Source organism: Dactylosporangium thailandense, assembly GCF_059739745.1.
Genome location: NZ_AP029195.1, coordinates 10,183,100 through 10,202,143 on the forward strand (window position 1 = coordinate 10,183,100; position 19,044 = coordinate 10,202,143).

A 19,044-nucleotide genomic window follows, 5' to 3' on the forward strand; every position below is an offset into this window, starting at 1 on the left:
CGGTGCCCACCTCGCCAGAGAGGTAGGCCCGCCATGCCGTCCGCCAAGCAACTCTCCTTAGGGATCCTGACGACCCTCGCCGTGCTGGCCGCGCTGCCCGGTGACAACCCGCGCACCCCGGACGTCGCGCAGCACCCGACGAGCTACACGGCCGAGGGCGTGCCGGAGTGGTCGAGCGAGCCCTCGATCGCGAGCCTGCTCGACAGCACCGGGAAGACCCCGGCCAAGCGCGCCGAGCAGTTCTACTTCGTGCTCGCCGACCGCTTCGCCGACGGCGACCCGCGCAACAACACCGGCGGGCTCACGGGCGACCGGCTCAGCACCGGCTACGACCCCACCGACAAGGGCTTCTACCACGGCGGCGACCTCAAGGGCGTCATCGACAAGCTCGACTACATCCAGGGCCTCGGCACCACCGCGATCTGGCTCGCGCCGGTGTTCAAGAACCGTCCGGTGCAGGGCAGCGGGGCGGACGTCTCGGCCGGATACCACGGCTACTGGATCACCGACTTCACCGCGATCGACCCGCACTTCGGCACGAAGGACGACCTGAAGGTCCTGACGAAGAAGGCGCACGACCGCGGGATCAAGATCTATCTCGACGTCATCACCAACCACACGGCCGACGTCATCCGCTACGCGCAGAACCAGACCACGTACCGCGACAAGACCGACTACCCGTACAAGGACGCCGCCGGCAACAAGTTCGACGATCGCAACTACGCCGACGGCACGCACGGGTTCCCGCCGGTCAACGCGCAGTCGTTCCCGTACACGCCGGTGTTCCCGAGCGCGGCCGACCAGAGCGCGAAGAAGCCGGCGTGGCTCAACGACCCGACGATGTACCACAACCGCGGCGACTCGACGTTCAGCGGGGAGAACGCGGAGTACGGCGACTTCTTCGGCCTCGACGACCTGTGGACCGAGCGGCCCGAGGTCGTCAAGGGCATGACGAAGATCTACTCGGACTGGGTCAAGGACAGCGGCATCGACGGCTACCGCATCGACACCGCCAAGCACGTCGACATGCAGTTCTGGCCGCAGTTCGTCCAGGGGGTCGACGCCGCGGCCGACAAGGCCGGGAAGCCGGACTTCTTCATGTTCGGCGAGGTGTACGACGCGAATCCGGCGTTCGACTCGCAGTACGTGCGCAAGGGCCGGCTGCCGGCGACGCTGGACTTCCCGTTCCAGCAGGCCGCGGCCGACTTCGTGGCCAAGGGCGGCTCGGGCCAGGAGCTCGCCGACATGTACGCCCAGGACGACATGTACACGTCGGCCGGCACGAGCGCGCAGTACCTGCCGACCTTCCTCGGCAACCACGACATGGGCCGCATCGGGTACTTCGTCGCGACCGGCGGCACCGACCCGGCCACGCACCTGCGCCGCGACGAGCTCGGGCACGAGCTGATGTTCCTCACGCGCGGCCAGCCGGTCGTCTACTCCGGCGACGAGCAGGGCTTCACCGGCGCCGGCGGGGACAAGGACGCGCGGCAGGACATGTTCGCCACGAAGACCGCGGACTACCTCGACGACGACCTGCTCGGCACCGACACCACCCACGCCGTGTCGCACTACGACACCGGCCACCCGATCTACCGGACCATCGCGAGCCTGGCCGACCTGCGGGAGCGCAACCCGGGGCTGCGCCAGGGCGCGCAGGTGACGCGGTACGCCGACCAGAACGTCTTCGCCTTCTCCCGCATCGACCCGGATCAGCGGGTCGAGTACGTGGTGGCGAGCAACAACGGGGCGGGCACGAAGACGGTCACGATCCCGACGTACATGGCGAGCACCACGTTCGACCAGATCTACCCGAGCGCCGGCCCGATCGCCGCGACCGCGGGCAACGGCGCCCTGCAGGTGAGCATTCCGCCGCTGACCACGCTGGTGTTCAAGGCCCGCGGCCGGCTCGCGAAGCCGGCCGCCAAGCCGCAGGTCACGCTCGCCGTGGACCCCGCGCCGGCCGGCGTCGCGCAGGTCAGGGCGAGCGTCACCGGCGACCCGCTGGCGAGCGTCACGTTCGCGGCCCGGGTCGGCGACGGCGCCTGGCAGCTGCTCGGCACCGACCAGGCCGGCCCGTACTCGGCGTACCACGACCTCGACGGGCTCGCGGCGGGCACGAAGCTCGAGTACAAGGCGGTGGTTCGCGACGGCTCCGGCCGTACCGCCGAATCGAAGATCACCACCAAGGTCGGCACGCCGCCGAGCGCCGCGACGCCCGACTACGCCGTCGTGCACTACCAGCGACCGGCGGGCGGCTACGACGACTGGAGCCTGTACGCCTGGGGCGACATCCAGGATCCGATGACCTGGCCGGCCGGTGCCCCATTTGCGGGAGAGGACTCGTACGGACGCTTCGCATGGGTCAAGCTGAAGCCGGGGGCATCCACCATGGGCTTCCTGGTCGTCGACCACAACGGCGTGAAGGACGTCGAGACCGACCGATCGCTCGATCCCACGAAACATCCGGAGATCTGGCTCAAGCAGGGAGATGCGACCATCTACACCTCCGAGGCGGCGGCCACCGGCAGCGTTTCGATCCACTACGGGCGCGCGGACGGCGACTACACCGGCTGGGGTCTGCACCTGTGGGGCGACGGCCTCACCGCCGGCACCGCGACCGACTGGGCGAGCCCGCGCACTCCCGACGGCGTGGACGCGTTCGGCGCCTACTGGCACGTGCCGGTCGCCGACGCGAGCAAGCCGGTGAACTTCATCGTGCACAAGGGCGACACCAAGGACCCGGGCCCGGACCAGTCCGTGCTGCCCAGCGCCCAGGGTGAGGCCTGGGTGCGCTCGGGGGAGGCGACCGTGCACCCGACCCGCGCCGCGGCCGAGCACACGGCGGTGCTGCACTACCGCCGCCCGGCCGGCGACTACGACGGCTGGGGCCTGCACGTGTGGACGGGCGCGGCGACCGGCACCGACTGGGGCAGCCCCCTGCCGCCGTCCGGCACCGACGCCTTCGGCGTGACGTTCACCGTGCCGCTGGCCGACAACGCGCCGCTGCTCAACTACATCGTGCACAAGGGCGACACCAAGGACCTGCCCACCGACCAGGCGCTGGACCTCGTCACCGTCGGGCACGAGGTGTGGATCCTGTCGGGGCAGCAGCGGTACCTGCTGCCGATCCCGGCCCAGGGCACGCCCGACACCGACGTCACCAAGGCCAAGGCCGTCTGGATCGACCGGAGCACGGTCGCGTGGCGGGCCGGGCCGACCGACGGGCACAGCTACGAGCTGTGGTCGGCGCCGGCCGGCGGGCTCAAGGTCGTCGACGGGCAGGTCATCGGCAACGGCACCAGGCTGGCGATGAGCGCCGTGCCGGGCAACCTCACCGAGACCCAGCGGGCGAAGTTCCCGCACCTGTGGGCGTACCAGGCCTTCCACCTCGACGGCGACCGCAACGCGTTCACGGCCGCCCTGCGCGGGCAGGTCGTGGCCGTCGAGCGCGACGCGTCCGGCCAGGTCACCGAGGCGACCGGGGTGCAGCTGGCCGGGGCGCTGGACGACCTCTACGGCGCCGCCCTCAGCGCCCGGCTCGGCCCGGCGTTCGACGGCGGGCGGCCGGGCGTGAGCGTCTGGGCGCCGACCGCGCAGACCGTGTCGCTGGAGCTGTACGCCGACCTCACCAAGGCGCCGCAGGTCGTGCCCATGCGCCGCGACGAGCGCACCGGCGTGTGGTCCGCGAGCGGCGACAAGAGCTGGAAGAACGTCTACTACAAGTTCCGGGTCACGGCCTACCAGCCGGCGATCCACGCGGTCACCACGGCGAGCGTCACCGACCCGTACTCGGTGTCGCTGTCCGCCAACGGCACCCACAGCCAGCTCACCGACCTGACGGACGCGACCCTGCGCCCGGCCGGCTGGAACGACCTGCGCAAGCCACCGGCCCCGGCGCGCCCGCAGATCACCGAGCTGTCGGTGCGCGACTTCTCCATCGCCGACACCACGGTGCCGGCCGCGCAGCGCGGGACCTACCTCGCCTTCGCCCAGCCGCAGTCGGCCGGCATGCGGCACCTGCGGGAGCTGGCCCAGGCCGGCACGTCGTACGTGCACCTGCTGCCGGTCTTCGACATCTCCACGATCCCCGAGGTGCGGGCCGACCAGGCCCAGCCGCCGTGCGACCTCGCCGCGCTGCCGCCGGACTCCTCGCAGCAGCAGGCGTGCGTCGCGCAGGTGGCCGACCGGGACGGCTACAACTGGGGCTACGACCCGTTCCACTACAACGCGCCCGAGGGCTCCTACGCGACCGACCCGCAGGGCACCCCGCGGATCACGCAGTTCCGCCAGATGGTCGCCGGGCTGAACACCGCGGGCCTGCGCGTGGTCATGGACGTCGTCTACAACCACACCACCGCGGCCGGCACCGACCAGTACTCGGTGCTCGACCAGATCGTGCCGGGGTACTACCAGCGGCTGCTCGACGACGGCACCGTCGCGAACTCCACCTGCTGCGCCAACACCGCGCCCGAGAACGCGATGATGGGCAAGCTCGTGGTCGACTCGATCGTGCAGTGGGCCAAGCAGTACAAGGTCGACGGCTTCCGCTTCGACCTGATGGGGCACCACCCGAAGGCGAACATCCTCGCCGTCCGCGCCGCGCTCGACCAGCTGACGGTGGCCAAGGACGGGGTCGACGGCAAGAAGATCCTGCTGTACGGCGAGGGCTGGAACTTCGGCGAGGTCGCCGGCGACGCGAGGTTCGTGCAGGCCACCCAGGCCAACATGGCGGGCACGGGCGTTGGGACCTTCAACGACCGGCTCCGCGACGCGGTGCGCGGCGGCGGCCCGTTCGACGGCAACCCGCGGGTGCAGGGCTTCGCCACCGGGCTGTACACGGACCCCAACGGCGACCCGGTCAACGGCACCGCCGCGGAGCAGAAGGCGCGGCTGCTGCACTACCAGGACCTGATCCAGGTGGGGCTGACCGGGAACCTGGCGGCCTACGAGTTCACCGACTCGACCGGGCACCGGGTCACCGGCGCGCAGGTCGACTACAACGGCTCGCCGGCCGGGTACACGCGTTCGCCGAGCGAGGCGGTGACGTACGTCGACGCGCACGACAACGAGATCCTCTACGACGCGATGGCCTTCAAGCTGCCCACCGGCACGACCGCCGAGCAGCGCGCCCGGCTGCAGGTGCTCGCGCTGGCCACGACGGTCCTCGGCCAGGGCACCGGCTTCGTCACGGCCGGCTCGGACCGGCTGCGCTCCAAGTCCCTGGACCGCAACTCGTTCAACTCCGGCGACTGGTTCAACCAGATCCGCTGGGACTGCGCCGACGGCAACGGCTTCGGGGCCGGGCTCCCGCCGGCCGCGGACAACCAGGACAAGTGGCCGTACGCGCGGCCGCTGCTGGCGAACCCGGCGCTGGTGCCGGACTGTGCCGCGGTCGACCTGGCCTCGGCGGGCTTCCAGGAGCTGCAGCGCATCCGGGCCGGCTCGCCGGTGTTCTCCCTCGGCACCGCGGCGCAGGTCCAGCAGCGGCTGAGCTTCCCGCTCTCGGGCGCGCAGGCCACCCCGGGCGTGATCACCATGGTGCTCGACGCCCGCGGGCTGGACGGGCACTGGAAGTCCATCGTGGTCGTCTTCAACGCCGGCGCCACGGCCACGACCCAGACCGTGCCGGGCTACCGCAACGCGCACGTCTCGCTGCACCCGGTCCAGGCCGCCTCGGCCGATCCGGTGGTCCGGCAGTCCACATTCGACGGTGCACACGGATCGTTCACCGTCTCGGCACGCACAGTGGCGGTGTTCGTGGAGGAATGAGATCCGCGCGGGAGGGTATCCATCTCCGCATGAGTCGATACCGCAACCGCGTCATGAAGGCGACGGCCGCAATGTGGCTGCTCGTCCTGCTCGCCGACGCCGGCTGGGTGGCGACCTCGCGCGCCGCCCTGACCGCGGCGACGGTCCTGGCCGTCTGCGTGGTCCTGTCCGCCGCGCTGTTCTACAAGTTCATGCAGAACCTGCGGGATGACGAACCGGTCCCGGCGCGCGTCCGCGGTAACGACCGGCGCCGCTGATCTCGTAAAGCTTCGCTTAATCCGCGCAAAAGGCTCAACCCCGTCCCGCCGATGCCGTTGGGACGGTCGTGAAGTCGCTCGTGGCCGCGGTGCTGATCGGCGGCGCGGCCCTCGGGCCGACCCCGCCGCCCGGTCCGCCGCTGCCCGGTCCGCCGCCGATCCTGGAGCCCGTCGGCCCCTCGGCGACCCTGCCCGGCCTCACCGCGCTGCCCACCGAGCCGGGCACACTTTCGCCGGTCGCGACCCCTCAGGTGCCCTCCGGCCGCCCGCCCGCGTCCTCGGCGGCGACCTCCGCCGGCGCGCCCGCCGCGACCGTCGCGCCGAGCGCCGGCGCGGCCTCGCCGAGCCCCGCGTCCGTGCAAGTGTCATCGACCGGCTCCGGACGGTGGATCGTCCTCGGGATCGTTCTGGCGCTCGCCGCGGCCGTCACCTGGCTCTTTGTGCGACGTCGTCGTCACGCACAGTCATAACGACTCGGCCGTTCGGCTAAGGACTCTTTAGGGATCCGACCTCTTCCAGTAGCGTGCCTGATCGTGTTCCGTAGTGGATCCCACTTTGACGCCGATGCGTTGGAGCGCTCTCCCCGGCACGCTCCGTTATGGAGCCGCTACTTTTAGGAGGCCAGGCGGTGGCAGGCAGCGGCTCCTCGCGCGCCCCGGTGCCGCGTCACGGCGTCACCTCTGGCGGACCGACCCGCCGCACGGCGGGCACGGACACCTCGGTGGCCGGGCACCGGCGGGGCGGCGGTCCCCGCGCGGGCCTGCTCCAGTCCGTCCGCGCCCAGCTCCTCGCGCCGATCGTGGTCGCGATGGTCGGCCTCATCGCCCTGGGCAGCATCCAGGTCACCAACGCGGTCAACTCGGCCCGCGACGCCGGCAACGCCCGGACGCTGAGCATCACGGCCACCAGCGCCGTGCTCTTCGTCCACGAGATCGAGCGCGAGCTCGCCGAGACCGCCGCCCTCCGCCAGCGCGGCGGGCAGGCCGGCGCCACCCTGGTCACCGCCCAGCGGGCGCGCACCGACCAGGCCGCCTCGCGATTCTTCGCCGACGCCGCCAAGGCCGTCGACGCCGTGCCCGCCCTGTTCGACCGGGTGCGGGTGGCCGGCGAGAACTACGGCCAGCTGGGCTTCACCCGGGCCGCGATCGACAACGGTACGGCCACGATGGTGCTGGTCACCGACGTCGTCTACGGCGGTCTGGCCGACGCGCTGCTGGCCGTCGCCGACGCCGTCCCCGGCCAGATCGAGGACATCGAGCTCTCCAACGCCGCCCGCGCCCTGGCCGCCAGCGCCTTCGTCGAGCACTACGCCGCCGTCAAGCGCGACCTGCTGCGCACCATCTTCAGCCGCGCCAACCTCCAGCCCGGCGACCTGGGCAACCTGGCGCTGGTCGAGGGCGCGCGCGGGCAGCGCGAGGCCGAGTTCCGCCGGGTCGCCACCGGCGACGAGCTGGCCCTCTACACCAGCCAGGTCCGCGGCACCGACGTGGACAACGCCGACGGCATGAGCGCCAAGGTGCGCGACGCCGAGCGGGACCCGGCCGGGCTCAAGGTCGACGCCGACGCCTGGTTCGTCGCGCAGAGCGGCGTGATCCGGCGCGTCAGCATCGTCTCCGTCGAGATCGCCGACCGGCTCGACGCGCGCGCCGAGCAGATCGCGCTCAGCGCCTCCCGCCGGGCCTGGGCGACCGGCCTGCTGACCGCCCTGCTGGCCCTCGGCGCCCTGGCCATCGCGATCGTGCTGGCCATCCGCACCGCCCGCCGGCTCAACCAGCTGCGGGGCGCGGCGCTGCAGGTGGCCCGCCGCGACCTGCCCGACGCGATCAACTCGGTCTCCGCCGGCACCGCGGCCCCGGCCCCGTCGCTCATGGAGAGCGGACAGACCGCGGCCGAGGTCACGCGCGGCATCGCCGCCCTCAACGACGAGGTCGGCCAGGTGGCCGAGGCGTTCGGCACCGTGCACCGCACCGCCCTGCGCCTCGCCGGCGAGCAGGCCGAGCTGCGGGTCGACGTCGCCCGCATGGCCGAGGTGCTGGCCCGGCGCATCCGGACCCTCATCACCCGCCAGCTGCGGCTGCTCGACGAGTTCGAGCGCGACGAGACCGACCCGGACATGCTGGCCCGGCTCTTCGCCCTCGACCACCTCGCCGCCCGCCTGCGCCGCAACGGGGAGAACCTGCTGGTCCTCTCCGGCGGCGAGCCCGGCCGCCCGCAGACCGCGGCCGTCGGGCTCGGCGCGGTCATCACCGCCGCCGCGTCCGAGATCGAGGATTTCGCGCGGGTCGAGTTCCAGCCGGCCGACCTGGCCATCGCCGGCCCGGTCGTCGGTGACCTCGTGCACCTGCTGGCCGAGCTGCTCGAGAACGCGACCGCCTTCTCGCCGCCGACCGAGCCGGTCACCGTCGACGCGCGCGCCACGGGCAACGGTGCCATGCTCCGCGTGCACGACCAGGGCATCGGCATCCTCCCGGCCCGCCTCGCCGAGATCAACTCCCGGCTGGCCGTGCCGAGCGTCCTGAGCAGTGCCGCCGCCGGCACCATGGGCCTGCACGTGGTCTCCCACCTCGCGGCCCGCCACGGCATCCGCGTCCAGCTCTACGCCACCGGCAACGGCTCCGGCACGGTCGCCTACGTCGAGCTGCCGCACCGGCTGCTTGAGCAGGTCGCGGCCCTGCCGGTCGGCCGGGGCGCGCCGACCGAGACGATCCCGGCGGTCCAGCCGCCCGCGGCCCGGCCGGTGCAGGTGCCCTCGACGGTCGGCGCCCCGCTCGGCCGCCCCGAGCCGGCGGTCGCCGCCGCGGCCCCGCACATCCCGCAGCAGCGCCGGCCCGAGCCCTCCGCCCCACAGGCCCCAGCTCCCGCTCCCGCCGGCGCCGGTGCCGGTCCGGGCGGGGCGGCGCCCTGGTTCCGTCCCTACCTGAGCAGTGGCAACTCCGGTGCCGGCGGGTCCGCGACCCCGCCGCCGGCGCCGCCGCGGGTCCAGCCGGGCGGACATACCCCGCCGCGCGGCGTGGCCCAGGTGGCCGTCACCCCGTCCCCGGCCACCCAGCCGGTCCGGCCGCCGCAGTACACCGCACAAACCACCTGGGGATCCCCCGGCACTTGGCCGCCACGTCCGGGGAGCCCGTCCAGTGCCGGAGGTGGCTCGATGCCGGAGCAGGATCAGGACAATCTTCCCCGCCGCCGTCCCGGCGCCCAGCTGGTGCCGGGATCCGTCGAACCACCTGCCGAGAGCCGCAGCGCCGCGGCGGTCGACCCGGAGCAGATCCGCTCCCGGCTGTCCGCGTTCGCGGAGGGCGTCTCGGCCGCCGCACGTCGCACCAACAGCACAGCCCCAGGAATAAAGGACTCGTCATGATGCCTCAGCAAACCCACGGCGCCGGACAGCTCGACTGGCTGATGGTGAGCTTCGCGCGCCAGGTGCCGGACGTGGCTCACGCCATCACCGTGTCCGGCGACGGGCTGCGCCTGGCCGCCTCGGCCGACCTCCCGATCGATCAGGCCGATCACCTCGCGGCCGTGATCAGCGGGCTGGCCAGCCTCGTGTTCGGGGCCGCCCGGGTCATGCAGGCCGGCAACGTGCGCCAGACCATCGTCGACATGGACGGCGGCGTCATGATCGTGATGGCCGTCGGCGACCGCGCGCTGCTCGGCGTCCTCGCGGCGCCGGGCTGCGACCTCGGCCAGGTCGGCTACGAGACCGCGATGCTGGTCCACCGCGTCGCCGACGCCCTCGACCCCCTGCCCCGCGACGCCCTGTCCCGCTGAGCCGGTGAGAAGGTCCGCTTGAAGTCCAACGGTGCTCAGCCGTCGCTCAAGGCGTCGTCCTTGAAACGACGGCATCTGGCGTTCGTGCTGGCGGCGGCGATCCTCGCCGTCGCCGGCTGCTCGAGCACGTCCGAGCGCCCCGGCGCCGGGCTGTGGCACGGCGGGCGCCTGTTCATCGCCACCGGCAACACGACCGGTGTGTTCTACTCGCTCGGCGGCGGCTACGCCGACCTGATCACCAAGCACGTGAAGGGCTACGAGGCCCGTGCGGAGGCGACCGGCGCGTCCGGCGAGAACATCCAGCGGGTCGCGAGCGGCGACATGGACATCGCGCTGACGCTGGCCGACACCGCCGCCGACGCCTACGCGGGCAAGGGCGCCTTCGACGGCAAGCCGCAGAAGGTCGTGGCCCTGGCCCGGATCTACAAGAGCTACGAGCACCTGGTGGTGCGCCGGGCCGCGGGCATCACGAAGTTCTCGGACCTGCGCGGCAAGCGGGTCTCGACCGGCTCGCAGGGCTCGGGCGCGGACGTGCTGGCCGGGCGCATCCTCGCCGCCGGCGGGCTCAACCCCGACGCCGACGTGGTGCGCCAGCGCCTGTCGCTGCCGGAGACCACGAAGGGCATGCTGGCGGGCACCACCGACGCGCTGTTCTTCACCGGCGGCCTGCCCACGCCGGGCATCGCCGACCTGCTCAACACCCAGCCGAACTCGTTCGCGATCATCCCGCTCGGCGAGCTGCTGCAGCCGATGACGCAGAAGTACGGGGCGGTCTACGGCGGCGCGAAGATTCCCAAGGCGGCGTACAACACCGTCGCCGACATCGACACGATCGTCGTGGGCAACTTCATCGTCGTCTCGCCGGACATGCCCGAACAGCTTGCGCACGACCTCGCCAAGGTGCTGTTCGAGTATCAGCAGGAGCTGAGCCGGGTGCACCCCGAGGGCGGCAACTTCGACAAGGGCACCGCCCCGCAGACCGAGCCCATCCCACTGCATCCGGGCGCCGCGCGCTTCTACAGCTCCGGGTAGGTGTGCACGACGTTATGGATCTCTCATTCGGCACAAGGGACGAGGGCGCTCCGGGCCAGGTGATGTCAGGATTGGCGCCGTGACCGCCCTCCAGCAAAACCTCGTTCACCTGGACGACATCCGCGACGCGGCCGCGCGGGTGTCCGGGCTCGTGGTGCGCACCCCGCTGCTGCCCAGCCCCTGGGCCGAGGAGCTGTGGCTCAAACCCGAGAGCCTGCAGCCCATCGGCGCGTTCAAACTCCGCGGCGCCACCAACGCGCTGCACCGTCTGGACCTCGAGCGCCGGCGCACCGGCGTGGTCACGCACTCCTCCGGCAACCACGGGCAGGCCCTCGCCTACGCGGGCCGCGCGCTCGGGGTGCCGGTCACGGTCGTCATGCCCGACGTCTCGACCCCGCTGAAGATCGAGGCGACCCGCGGCTACGGCGCCGAGGTCATCCTGGTCCCGCAGTCGCAGCGCGAGATCGAGGCCAAGCGGCTGGTCGAGGAGCGGGGGCTGACGCTGATCCCGCCGTACGACCACCCCGACATCATCGCCGGCCAGGGCACCATCGGGCTGGAGATCTTCGAGGACCTCTCCAACGTCGACGTGGTCGTGGTGCCGGTCGGCGGCGGGGGGCTCTCCTCCGGGGTCGCGACCGCGGTCAAGTCGCTCGCCCCGCACGTGGCGGTCATCGGCGTGGAGCCCGCGATCGCGGCCGACGCCGCCGAGAGCCTGGCCGCGGGCATGGTCCGGGTCTGGCCGGTCGAGCGGATGCTCGCCACCGTCGCCGACGGGCTGCGCACGCCGCTGTCCGAGCTGACGCTGGCCCACCTGTCGACCTACCTCGACGCGATCGTGACCGTCAGCGAGGAGGAGATCCTCGACACCGTCCGCACGCTCGCGCGCAAGGCCCGGCTGATCGTCGAGCCCAGCGGCGCGGTGGCGACGGCCGCGGTGCTGCACCGGCGCGACGAGCTGCCGGCGGGCCGGACGGTCGCGGTGATCAGCGGCGGCAACATCGCGCCCGAGCTGGCGGCGAAGCTCTTCGCTTAAGGTTGTCCACAGGCTGTGGGTAATGCCTGTGGGGATCCGCACAGTCACGCCGCGCTCGGGCACTCGTTCCACCCGAGTTTTCCACAGGCTAGCGGCGGGTTGTCCACAGGTTGTTGTCCACAGCCTGTGGACAACCCGCCCCAGCGCTAGGCCAGCCCGACCCGATCGAGGAGCCAGGCCACGACGAAGGCCTCCTCGCGCCACGCGTCATAGCGTCCGCTCGGCCCGCCGTGCCCCGCGCCCATCTCGGTCTTGAGCAGCACATGGGTCGACGGGGACGTCACCCGCAGCCGGGCCACCCACTTGGCCGGCTCGTGGAAGAGCACCCGAGTGTCGTTGAGGCTGGTGACCGCCAGGATCGCCGGGTACGGCACCGCCGCGAGATTCTCGTAGGGGGTGTACGACTTCATGTACGCGTACACCTCCGGATCCTCCAGCGGATTGCCCCACTCCTCCCACTCCGTGACGGTGAGCGGCAGCGACGGGTCCAGGATCGTGTTGAGCGCGTCGACGAACGGCACCTGCGCCACGATCCCGCCGAAGGCCCCGGGCGCCAGGTTGGCCACCGCGCCCATGAGCAGGCCGCCGGCCGAGCCGCCGCGGGCGATGAGCCGGTCCGGCGCCGTCCAGCCGGCCTTGACCAGGTGCTCGGCGCAGGCGATGAAGTCCGTGAACGTGTTCATCTTGGCCAGCATCTTGCCCTCGTCGTACCAGCGCCGGCCCATCTCCCCGCCGCCGCGGATGTGCGCGACGGCGAAGACGACCCCGCGGTCGAGCAGCGACAGGCGGGGGATCGAGAACCACGGGTCCATCGAGGACTCGTAGGAGCCGTAGCCGTAGATCACCGCCGGCGCCGAGCCGTCCCGCGGGGTGCCCTTGCGGGCCACGATGGAGATCGGCACCCGCGTGCCGTCGCCGGCGATCGCCCACTCGCGGTGCTGCTCGTAGCGGGACGCGTCGAAGTCGCCGAGCACCGGCTTCTGCTTGCGCAGGGTCAGCTCGCCGCTGTCCAGGTTGCAGTCGAACACCGAGTCCGGGGTCACCATCGACACGTAGTGCAGGCGAAACGAGGTGGTGTCGTACTCCAGGTTCGCCTCCGGGCCGACCGAGTACAGCGGCTCGGGGAAGGCGATGTCGTAGTGCGCGGCCCCCTGCAGCGGCACCACCCGGATGCCGGTCAGCCCGTCGCGGCGCAGCGAGACCACCAGGTGCCCGGAGAACGCGTCGACCTGCAGCAGCCGGGTGCCGGGCTCGTGCTCGATGAGCGTGGTCCAGTCGCCCGGGTTGTCCACCGAGGTGTAGGCGAGCGCGAAGTCCTCGGCGCCGTCGTTGTGCAGGATCAGGAAGCGGTGGCCGTGGTGCTCGACCGAGTACTCCACGCCCTGCCGCCGGGGCGCGATCGAGCGCGGCGGGGTCAGCGGCGCGTCGGCCGGGATCACCAGCACCTCGCTGGTGACCTTGCTGTTGATGTCGATGAGCAGGAACCGCTCCGAACGCGTGAGCTCGATGCCGACCCAGAAGCGCTCGTCGGGCTCCTCGAAGACGATCGCGTCCTCGCCGGTCGTGCCCATCGCGTGGCGCCACACGCGGTTGGGGCGCCAGGCCTCGTCGACGGTCAGGTAGAACAGCGTCGAGCCGTCGGCGGACCACGCCGAGCCGTAGAACGCGTTCTCGATGACGTCCGGCCGGTCCTCGCGCGTGCGCAGGTCCTTCACCCGCAGCGTGAAGCGCTCGTCGCCGGAGAAGTCGGTGCTGTACGCCAGCAGCTGCCCGTCCACGCTCAGGTCGAACGTGCCGAGGGCGAAGTATTCGGAGTCGCCCGCGAGCGCGTTGCCGTCGAGGAGCACCTCCTCGCCGGGCAGCGGGGTGCCGTCGCCGATCTCGGGCGGCGCGTCGCGACCCTCCGCCGCGGGCACCCGGCAGTGGATGCCGTACTGCTTGCCCTCCTCGGTGCGGGTGTAGTACCAGTACCCGCCCTTGCGGGTCGGCACCGAGAGGTCGGTCTCCTTGGTACGCGACTTGATCTCGTTGAACAGCGTCTCGCGCAGCGGCTCGAGATGGGCCGTCGCCGCGGTGGTGAACGCGTTCTCGGCCTCCAGGTAGGCGACCGTGTCGGGGTCGTCGCGGTTCTGGAGCCAGAAATACTCGTCGACCACGGTGTCGCCGTGGTGGACCCGCTCGTGCGGGACCCGCTTCGCGGCGGGCGGCTGCTCGGTCGTCGTCACACGGCCAAACGTTACCCCCTGGCCCCGGCAAAACCCGCGCGCGGATATGCAACCGAGCGCGTCGTTGGGCGGTCTGTCCATCAGGAGAGAGCGACGCCGGTACCGTCAAGGTCTCGTAGTTCGGGCGAGACCACGGAGGGTTGACGGTGCGGCGTCGTGGGGTGTTGCACATCGGGGTGACCGGACTGGCAGCAATGCTGGTCCAAGCGTGCTCCGAGGGTTCGTCGTCGACACCGGGGACGGGGAGCGGGTCCCCGGCAGGCGGTTCCGCCTCGCCGAGCGCCGCGTCCCAGGCCGCGTCGACGTTCGATCCCTCGGGGTACGTCCCACCCGCGGTGGCGATCGCGGAGCTCAAGAAGCTCTACAACTATGACAAGGGCTCGACGCTCAACGCGCAGCTCACCGACAGGCGCTCCGGCGACGGGGTCATCCTCGAGGACATCACGTACTCCGACACGCGCGGCAACGACGAGATCCCCGCGTACGTCGTGAGCGCCGACATCCCCGGCGACACCCTGCGGATGCCCGCCATCGTCTTCGGCACCGGCCCCGACGGGGACCGGGACAAGCTCCTGGCCGAGGCCACCGCCATCGCCAAGATGAAGGCGCTGGTCATGATCACCAGCCTGCCGATCAAGCCGACCGGCGACCCGGCCACCGACGCGAAGATGGTCGCCGCCGCCGTGGTCGCCCAGCGCCGCGCCTTCGACCTGCTCATCCGGCGCAGCGACTGCGACGGCTCGCGGGTCGGCTACGCCGGGCACCACTCGGGCGCCGCCCTCGGCGCGGTGCTGCTCGGCCTGGAGTCCCGCATCAACGGCGCCGTGCTCGCCAGCGGGACCGGCCGCTTCTCCCGCTGGATGGTGAAGCAGAAGGTGCCGGCCGACTGGCACGCCTACCTCGACTCCCTGGCCCGCTTCGACGCCGGCCCCTACGTCGCCGCCGGGGGCAAGCGCTCCGTCCTGCTGCAGTTCGGCACCCAGGACACCGTCGTGCCCGAGGCCGAGCGGGCCGAGCTCGCCGCCGCGGTCGCCGGCGCCAAGCAGCGCAAGGACTACGACACCGGTCATGACCTGGCCGGGTTCGCCGCGGCCGCCACCGATCGGGCGGCCTTCCTCAAGCAGGTCTTGCGGCTGTCGTAGCGACCCCATACGCTTTCGAACGTATGTTCGGTGTCGGTTGGTGCACCATGTGCATCCCATCGGCGTCCGGATGTAGTCGAGCGTGTCATTGGGAATGCCTGGATCATGTTCTTCTCCGGGCTACCGCGAATCCCAGCGACCGATCTTCCCCACGTCCACGGCGGGTGACACCAGGGAAGCGGGAGTTTGCGGTGACGGTGATCGAGGCGTTGGCCGAGGCCTGTGGGCCGGACCACGCGTGGGAGGCGGGGCCGGGCGACACCATCGACGGCGTGCCCGTCGGCTGGGTGGCCGAGCCCGGGGACGCCGCCGGGGTGGCGGCGGTGCTGCGCTTCACGGCGACCGAGGGCCTGTCCGTCGTCGCGTCCGGCGCGGGATCGAAGCTCGACTGGGGCGCCCCGCCGAGCCACGCCGACGTGCTGCTCGACGTCGGGCGCCTGACCGGCGTGCTGGACCTCGCGCCCGACCGGACCGCCGCGACCGTCGCGGCCGGGACGCCGCTGCGGGCGCTGCGCGCGATCCTGCTCAAGGAGGGGCGCCGCCTGCCGCTCGACGTCGGCTCCCCGGGCGCGACCCTCGGCGGGGTGCTGGCCACCAACGAGGCCGGGCCGCTGCGGCACCGCTTCGGCGCCCCGCGCGATCTCGTGTCCGGCGTGCGGGTCGCGCTCGACGAGGGCAGCCTCGAACGCTCGGTCGACGGGCGGGATCTGACGCCGTACGTCTGCGGCTCCTACGGCACCCTCGGCGTGATCACCGAGGCGACCGTGCGGCTGGAGCCGATCCCGGCCGCCCGCGCCTGGGTCGTTCGCCCGGTGTCGACTCCACGGGAGGTCCAGCAGCTCACCGAGGGCCTGGCCGCCTCGCCGCTGGAGCCGGCCGCGATCGAGGCCGACCTGCCCGGCGGCGCCGGGGTCCGCCCGGCCGAGCTCGCCGCGCTCTTCGAGGGCGACGAGGCGTTCGTCGCGCACCGGGCCGAGTCGGCCGCGAAGCTCCTCGGCGGCGGGGCGAGCGTCGAGCCGCTCCCGCCCGCGTGGTGGGGCCGCTACCCGTTCGCGGCCGAGGACGTCGGCCTCAAGATCTGGGGGCGCTCGAGCGAGCTCTTCGCCGTCGTGTACGCGCTGCGGGACGCGGCCGGCGTCCCGGTGCCCGTGCGCGGGTCGGTGGGCCTGGGCGTCGCGCACGTGGCGCTGCCCGACACCGTCACCCCGGAGCGGCTGGACGGCATGCTGACCGCCGCCCGCACCGTGCTGCTGGCCCGCGGGGGCGGCGGCTGCACCCTGCTGCGGGCCCCGCTCGACCTCCGCGAGCTGGTGGAGAGCTACGGCCCCGAGCCCTTGCCGGGCACGGCGGCCCGGCTCAAGCTGGCCCTCGACCCCGAGGACCGGCTGGCGCCGGGCCGCATTCCCGATCTGTCCTAGTGGCAGGTCCAGACCACGGCCTGGAAGATGCTGCCGGTCTTCCAGGCCTGGCCGGCGATGGTCAGCCCGTCGTCGCTGATGGTCAGCGGGTCGTTCGCGCGGTCCTTGGTCGGGCTGAAGATCGCCGGCAGGACGATGCGCTGGTCCTCGGCCAGCAGCACGGCCCGGCCGTCGGCGGTCGCCGCGATCATGAAGCCCGAGCCGTTGACCGCCACGACGCGGTCGATGCCGGTCAGCACCTCCACCGTGTTCGTATTGAGGTTCCAGCGGACCGGCCTGGGGGCCGATGAGTAGAGCCCCGCGACGCCGGTCGCCCAGCCGGCGCGGGCGTCGTAGACGAGCGAGCTCGGGCCGGGCCGCGTCCCGCCGTTGGGGGAGGACGGCGTGCCCGGCGGCAGGGGTAGCTGACGCCCGGTGCCGTCCTTCGCCCAGGCGTAGGCCCGCTGCTGCGCGCCGACCGTGACCGAGCCGAACACGGTGCCCGAGCCGTCGACGGCCCGCACCTCGCCGCTGGTCGCACCGGCCGGCAGCGGCAGCTCGACCGGCGGGGCGCCGATGTCGTGCCACACGATCGGGTGGCCGCCCCGATCCCCGGCCACCTCGCCGAGGTCGTTGACGGCGGAGGCGCTCGCGTTCTCGCCCCCGGGCAGCCATACGACCGTGTCGTCGGCGTCGCGCAGCAGCCAGGCGGCCGGCTTGCCGTCGACCGTCGAGTCGCCGACCGCGTCGCCGAAGCCGTTGACGTCCCGGACCTGCGGCTCGTCGCCCTCGACGGACACGATGGCGGGCCGGCCGGCGCGCCAGCGCACCACCTGCTTGGCGTTGTCCGCGAGATACACCTGGCCGAAGTGCACTCGGCCGTCGGGCGAGGCCGCGGTCACCAGCGTCTTGACCCCGGCCGCCGACGGGGCCGGCAGCTCGTGGACATCGCAGCTCGACGGCGGCTTGGCGACGGGCAGCCCGCCCAGCGAGCGGCCGGGCGTCGGGCCCGGCGTGCCGGTGTTCGGGTTGACCGGGTAGGGGGTCGCGGGCGTCGGCGGATCCTGGCCGGGGGGCGCGGACTCGTCGCGGGTCAGGGCCAGCGCGGCCGGCACCGCGACCACCACCGCGACGGCGACGGCGATCCCGCTCGCGAGCGCGGCGCGGCGGGCCGAGCGCCGGCGGCGGCCGTCGCGCACGGCGGCGGCGACGTCGACGCGGGGCGGCCGGGGCACCTCGGCGGACAGGCCGGCCCGGAGCAGGTCGCGGGCGTTGTGCTCGTTCAGGTCCACCATCTCAGCGCTCCTTGGTCAGGGCGGCGACGGTCTGCTCGCCGAGCAGCCGGCGCAGGGCCGCCAGTCCGTGGGCGGTCTGGCTCTTGACCGTGCCCTCGGCCACCCCGAGGATCTCGGCCACCTCGGCGACCGGCAGGTCGTAGAAGAACCGCAGCACCAGCACCGCCTGCTGGCGGCGGGGCACGCGGGCGAGTGCCTGGCGCACGGCCGTCCGCTCGTCCTGGTCGGATTCCGGTGCGATGCGCTCGGGCGGTTCGGCGAACAGCCGCACCCGCGCCCAGGCGAGCCGACGCTCGTCGATGAACGTGTTGACGAGCATGCTGCGGACGTACCGGTCCAGATACTCCGCCCGCCGGACCTTCGACCACTTCACGTAGAGGGTGGTGATGGTCTGCTGGACCAGGTCGTCGGCGCGGTGCACGTCGCCGCTGAGCACGTAGGCGAGGCGGTGCAGCGCCGGTAGCCGCGCCGTGACGTACTCGATGTAGTCGTCCATCCGCTACCTCCCGGGAAATCGTCTTCCCTGAGACGGGTGCGGCGGAGGCTCAGGTTGTACGCGACTTCTCCGTCCACACGACGAGCTGCTCGGTGCCGTCGATCTCGGTGGTGTACCGCCGCGACGGCACCTCCACGAAGCCGAAGCGCTTGTGCAGCGCGATGACCGGCTTGTTCCACGCGAGCGTCCGGCCGCCGAACGCGCGCAGGTCCATCTCCCCGAACGCGTAGGCGACCGCCGCCTTCTCCAGCTCCATCCAGGCCGGCAGCAGCTCGGCGCGCGCCTCGAGGCCGTCGACGTCGAGGAAGAAGCCCCATTCGGCGGTACCGGCGGCCGGATCGTGATCGTTGAAGGTCACGACGCCGCAGTCCCGCCCCCGATAGGAGAAGATCAGCACCCGCCGGGCCGGGTCCGAGCACACGGTGCCCCACCACTGCGCGTGCCCCTCGGGCGTGATGAACGCCGTGTAGATGCTCGCACCCCTGGTCTTCGGGTGGTTTCGCCAGCTCCGGATCGTCTCCACGTCGGACTCGCGGGCCTCGCGCAGCACCTTCGGGACCTCCTGGGTCGTTGAACCGCATGACGATCCGTACAACTCGCGCACCACCCTCAGGGATGCGCCGA

At 72.4% G+C, this 19,044-nt stretch carries 13 protein-coding genes; 9 read left to right on the forward strand and 4 right to left on the reverse strand.

Annotated features, from left to right (window positions below):
* Positions 1-33 precede the first annotated feature (33 nt).
* The 7 genes from pulA (at position 34) to AC6JBM_RS45375 (ending at position 11,865) form a co-directional block, all read left to right on the forward strand.
* A complete protein-coding gene (pulA, locus tag AC6JBM_RS45345; RefSeq protein ID WP_497979861.1) occupies positions 34-5,772 on the forward strand; it encodes a pullulanase-type alpha-1,6-glucosidase in 5,739 nt (1,912 codons plus the stop codon).
* Positions 5,773-5,801: 29 nt separating this feature from the next.
* On the forward strand, positions 5,802-6,029 hold the full coding sequence (locus AC6JBM_RS45350; RefSeq protein ID WP_497979862.1) for a hypothetical protein: 228 nt from the start codon (positions 5,802-5,804) through the stop codon (positions 6,027-6,029).
* A gap of 68 nt (positions 6,030-6,097) precedes the next feature.
* The gene (locus tag AC6JBM_RS45355; RefSeq protein WP_497979863.1) at positions 6,098-6,499 is read left to right on the forward strand and encodes a hypothetical protein; all 402 of its coding nucleotides are present in this window, start codon (positions 6,098-6,100) and stop codon (positions 6,497-6,499) included.
* Positions 6,500-6,657: 158 nt separating this feature from the next.
* Entirely contained in the window at positions 6,658-9,387 is a 2,730-nt protein-coding gene (locus AC6JBM_RS45360; protein ID WP_497979864.1) for a sensor histidine kinase, read from the forward strand.
* Positions 9,384-9,797 carry a roadblock/LC7 domain-containing protein gene (locus AC6JBM_RS45365; protein ID WP_350620541.1) on the forward strand — a complete coding sequence of 138 codons (414 nt, stop codon included), beginning with the start codon at positions 9,384-9,386 and terminating at the stop codon, positions 9,795-9,797. The genes AC6JBM_RS45360 and AC6JBM_RS45365 overlap by 4 nt, the downstream gene beginning before the upstream one ends.
* 60 nt (positions 9,798-9,857) lie before the next feature.
* Positions 9,858-10,829, forward strand: coding sequence for a TAXI family TRAP transporter solute-binding subunit (locus AC6JBM_RS45370; protein WP_497979865.1), 972 nt, complete (start codon positions 9,858-9,860; stop codon positions 10,827-10,829).
* A 79-nt stretch (positions 10,830-10,908) separates the two neighbouring features.
* Positions 10,909-11,865, forward strand: coding sequence for a threonine ammonia-lyase (locus AC6JBM_RS45375; protein WP_350620544.1), 957 nt, complete (start codon positions 10,909-10,911; stop codon positions 11,863-11,865).
* A gap of 146 nt (positions 11,866-12,011) precedes the next feature.
* On the opposite strand, the gene AC6JBM_RS45380 is transcribed toward AC6JBM_RS45375, so the two are convergent.
* Complete coding sequence (locus AC6JBM_RS45380) at positions 12,012-14,090, reverse strand: S9 family peptidase (RefSeq protein WP_497979866.1); 2,079 nt, start codon at positions 14,088-14,090, stop codon at positions 12,012-12,014.
* A gap of 335 nt (positions 14,091-14,425) precedes the next feature.
* On the opposite strand from AC6JBM_RS45380, the gene AC6JBM_RS45385 reads away from it, so the two are divergent.
* Entirely contained in the window at positions 14,426-15,232 is an 807-nt protein-coding gene (locus tag AC6JBM_RS45385; protein WP_497979867.1) for an alpha/beta hydrolase family protein, read from the forward strand.
* A 191-nt stretch (positions 15,233-15,423) separates the two neighbouring features.
* Entirely contained in the window at positions 15,424-16,650 is a 1,227-nt protein-coding gene (locus AC6JBM_RS45390) for an FAD-binding oxidoreductase (protein ID WP_497979868.1), read from the forward strand.
* On the opposite strand, the gene AC6JBM_RS45395 is transcribed toward AC6JBM_RS45390, so the two are convergent.
* Genes AC6JBM_RS45395 through AC6JBM_RS45405 form a run of 3 tightly spaced genes read right to left on the reverse strand, consistent with a single transcriptional unit; the run spans position 16,647 to position 18,970 of the window.
* Positions 16,647-17,924: a hypothetical protein gene (locus AC6JBM_RS45395; protein ID WP_497979869.1), complete on the reverse strand. Its 1,278-nt coding sequence runs from the start codon at positions 17,922-17,924 to the stop codon at positions 16,647-16,649. The genes AC6JBM_RS45390 and AC6JBM_RS45395 overlap by 4 nt on opposite strands.
* A gap of 1 nt (position 17,925) precedes the next feature.
* A complete protein-coding gene (locus tag AC6JBM_RS45400; protein WP_497979870.1) occupies positions 17,926-18,420 on the reverse strand; it encodes a SigE family RNA polymerase sigma factor in 495 nt (164 codons plus the stop codon).
* Positions 18,421-18,469: 49 nt separating this feature from the next.
* Positions 18,470-18,970, reverse strand: coding sequence for a GNAT family N-acetyltransferase (locus AC6JBM_RS45405; RefSeq protein WP_497979871.1), 501 nt, complete (start codon positions 18,968-18,970; stop codon positions 18,470-18,472).
* Positions 18,971-19,044: the final 74 nt, after the last annotated feature.

Excerpts from the sequence above, each read along its gene's own strand:
- pulA (WP_497979861.1), top strand. The coding sequence starts at position 34 with ATGCCGTCCGCCAAGCAACTCTCCTTAGGGATCCTGACGACCCTCGCC.
- AC6JBM_RS45350 (WP_497979862.1), top strand. The coding sequence starts at position 5,802 with ATGAGTCGATACCGCAACCGCGTCATGAAGGCGACGGCCGCAATGTGG.
- AC6JBM_RS45365 (WP_350620541.1), top strand. The coding sequence starts at position 9,384 with ATGATGCCTCAGCAAACCCACGGCGCCGGACAGCTCGACTGGCTGATG.
- AC6JBM_RS45395 (WP_497979869.1), bottom strand. The coding sequence starts at position 17,924 with ATGGTGGACCTGAACGAGCACAACGCCCGCGACCTGCTCCGGGCCGGC.
- AC6JBM_RS45400 (WP_497979870.1), bottom strand. The coding sequence starts at position 18,420 with ATGGACGACTACATCGAGTACGTCACGGCGCGGCTACCGGCGCTGCAC.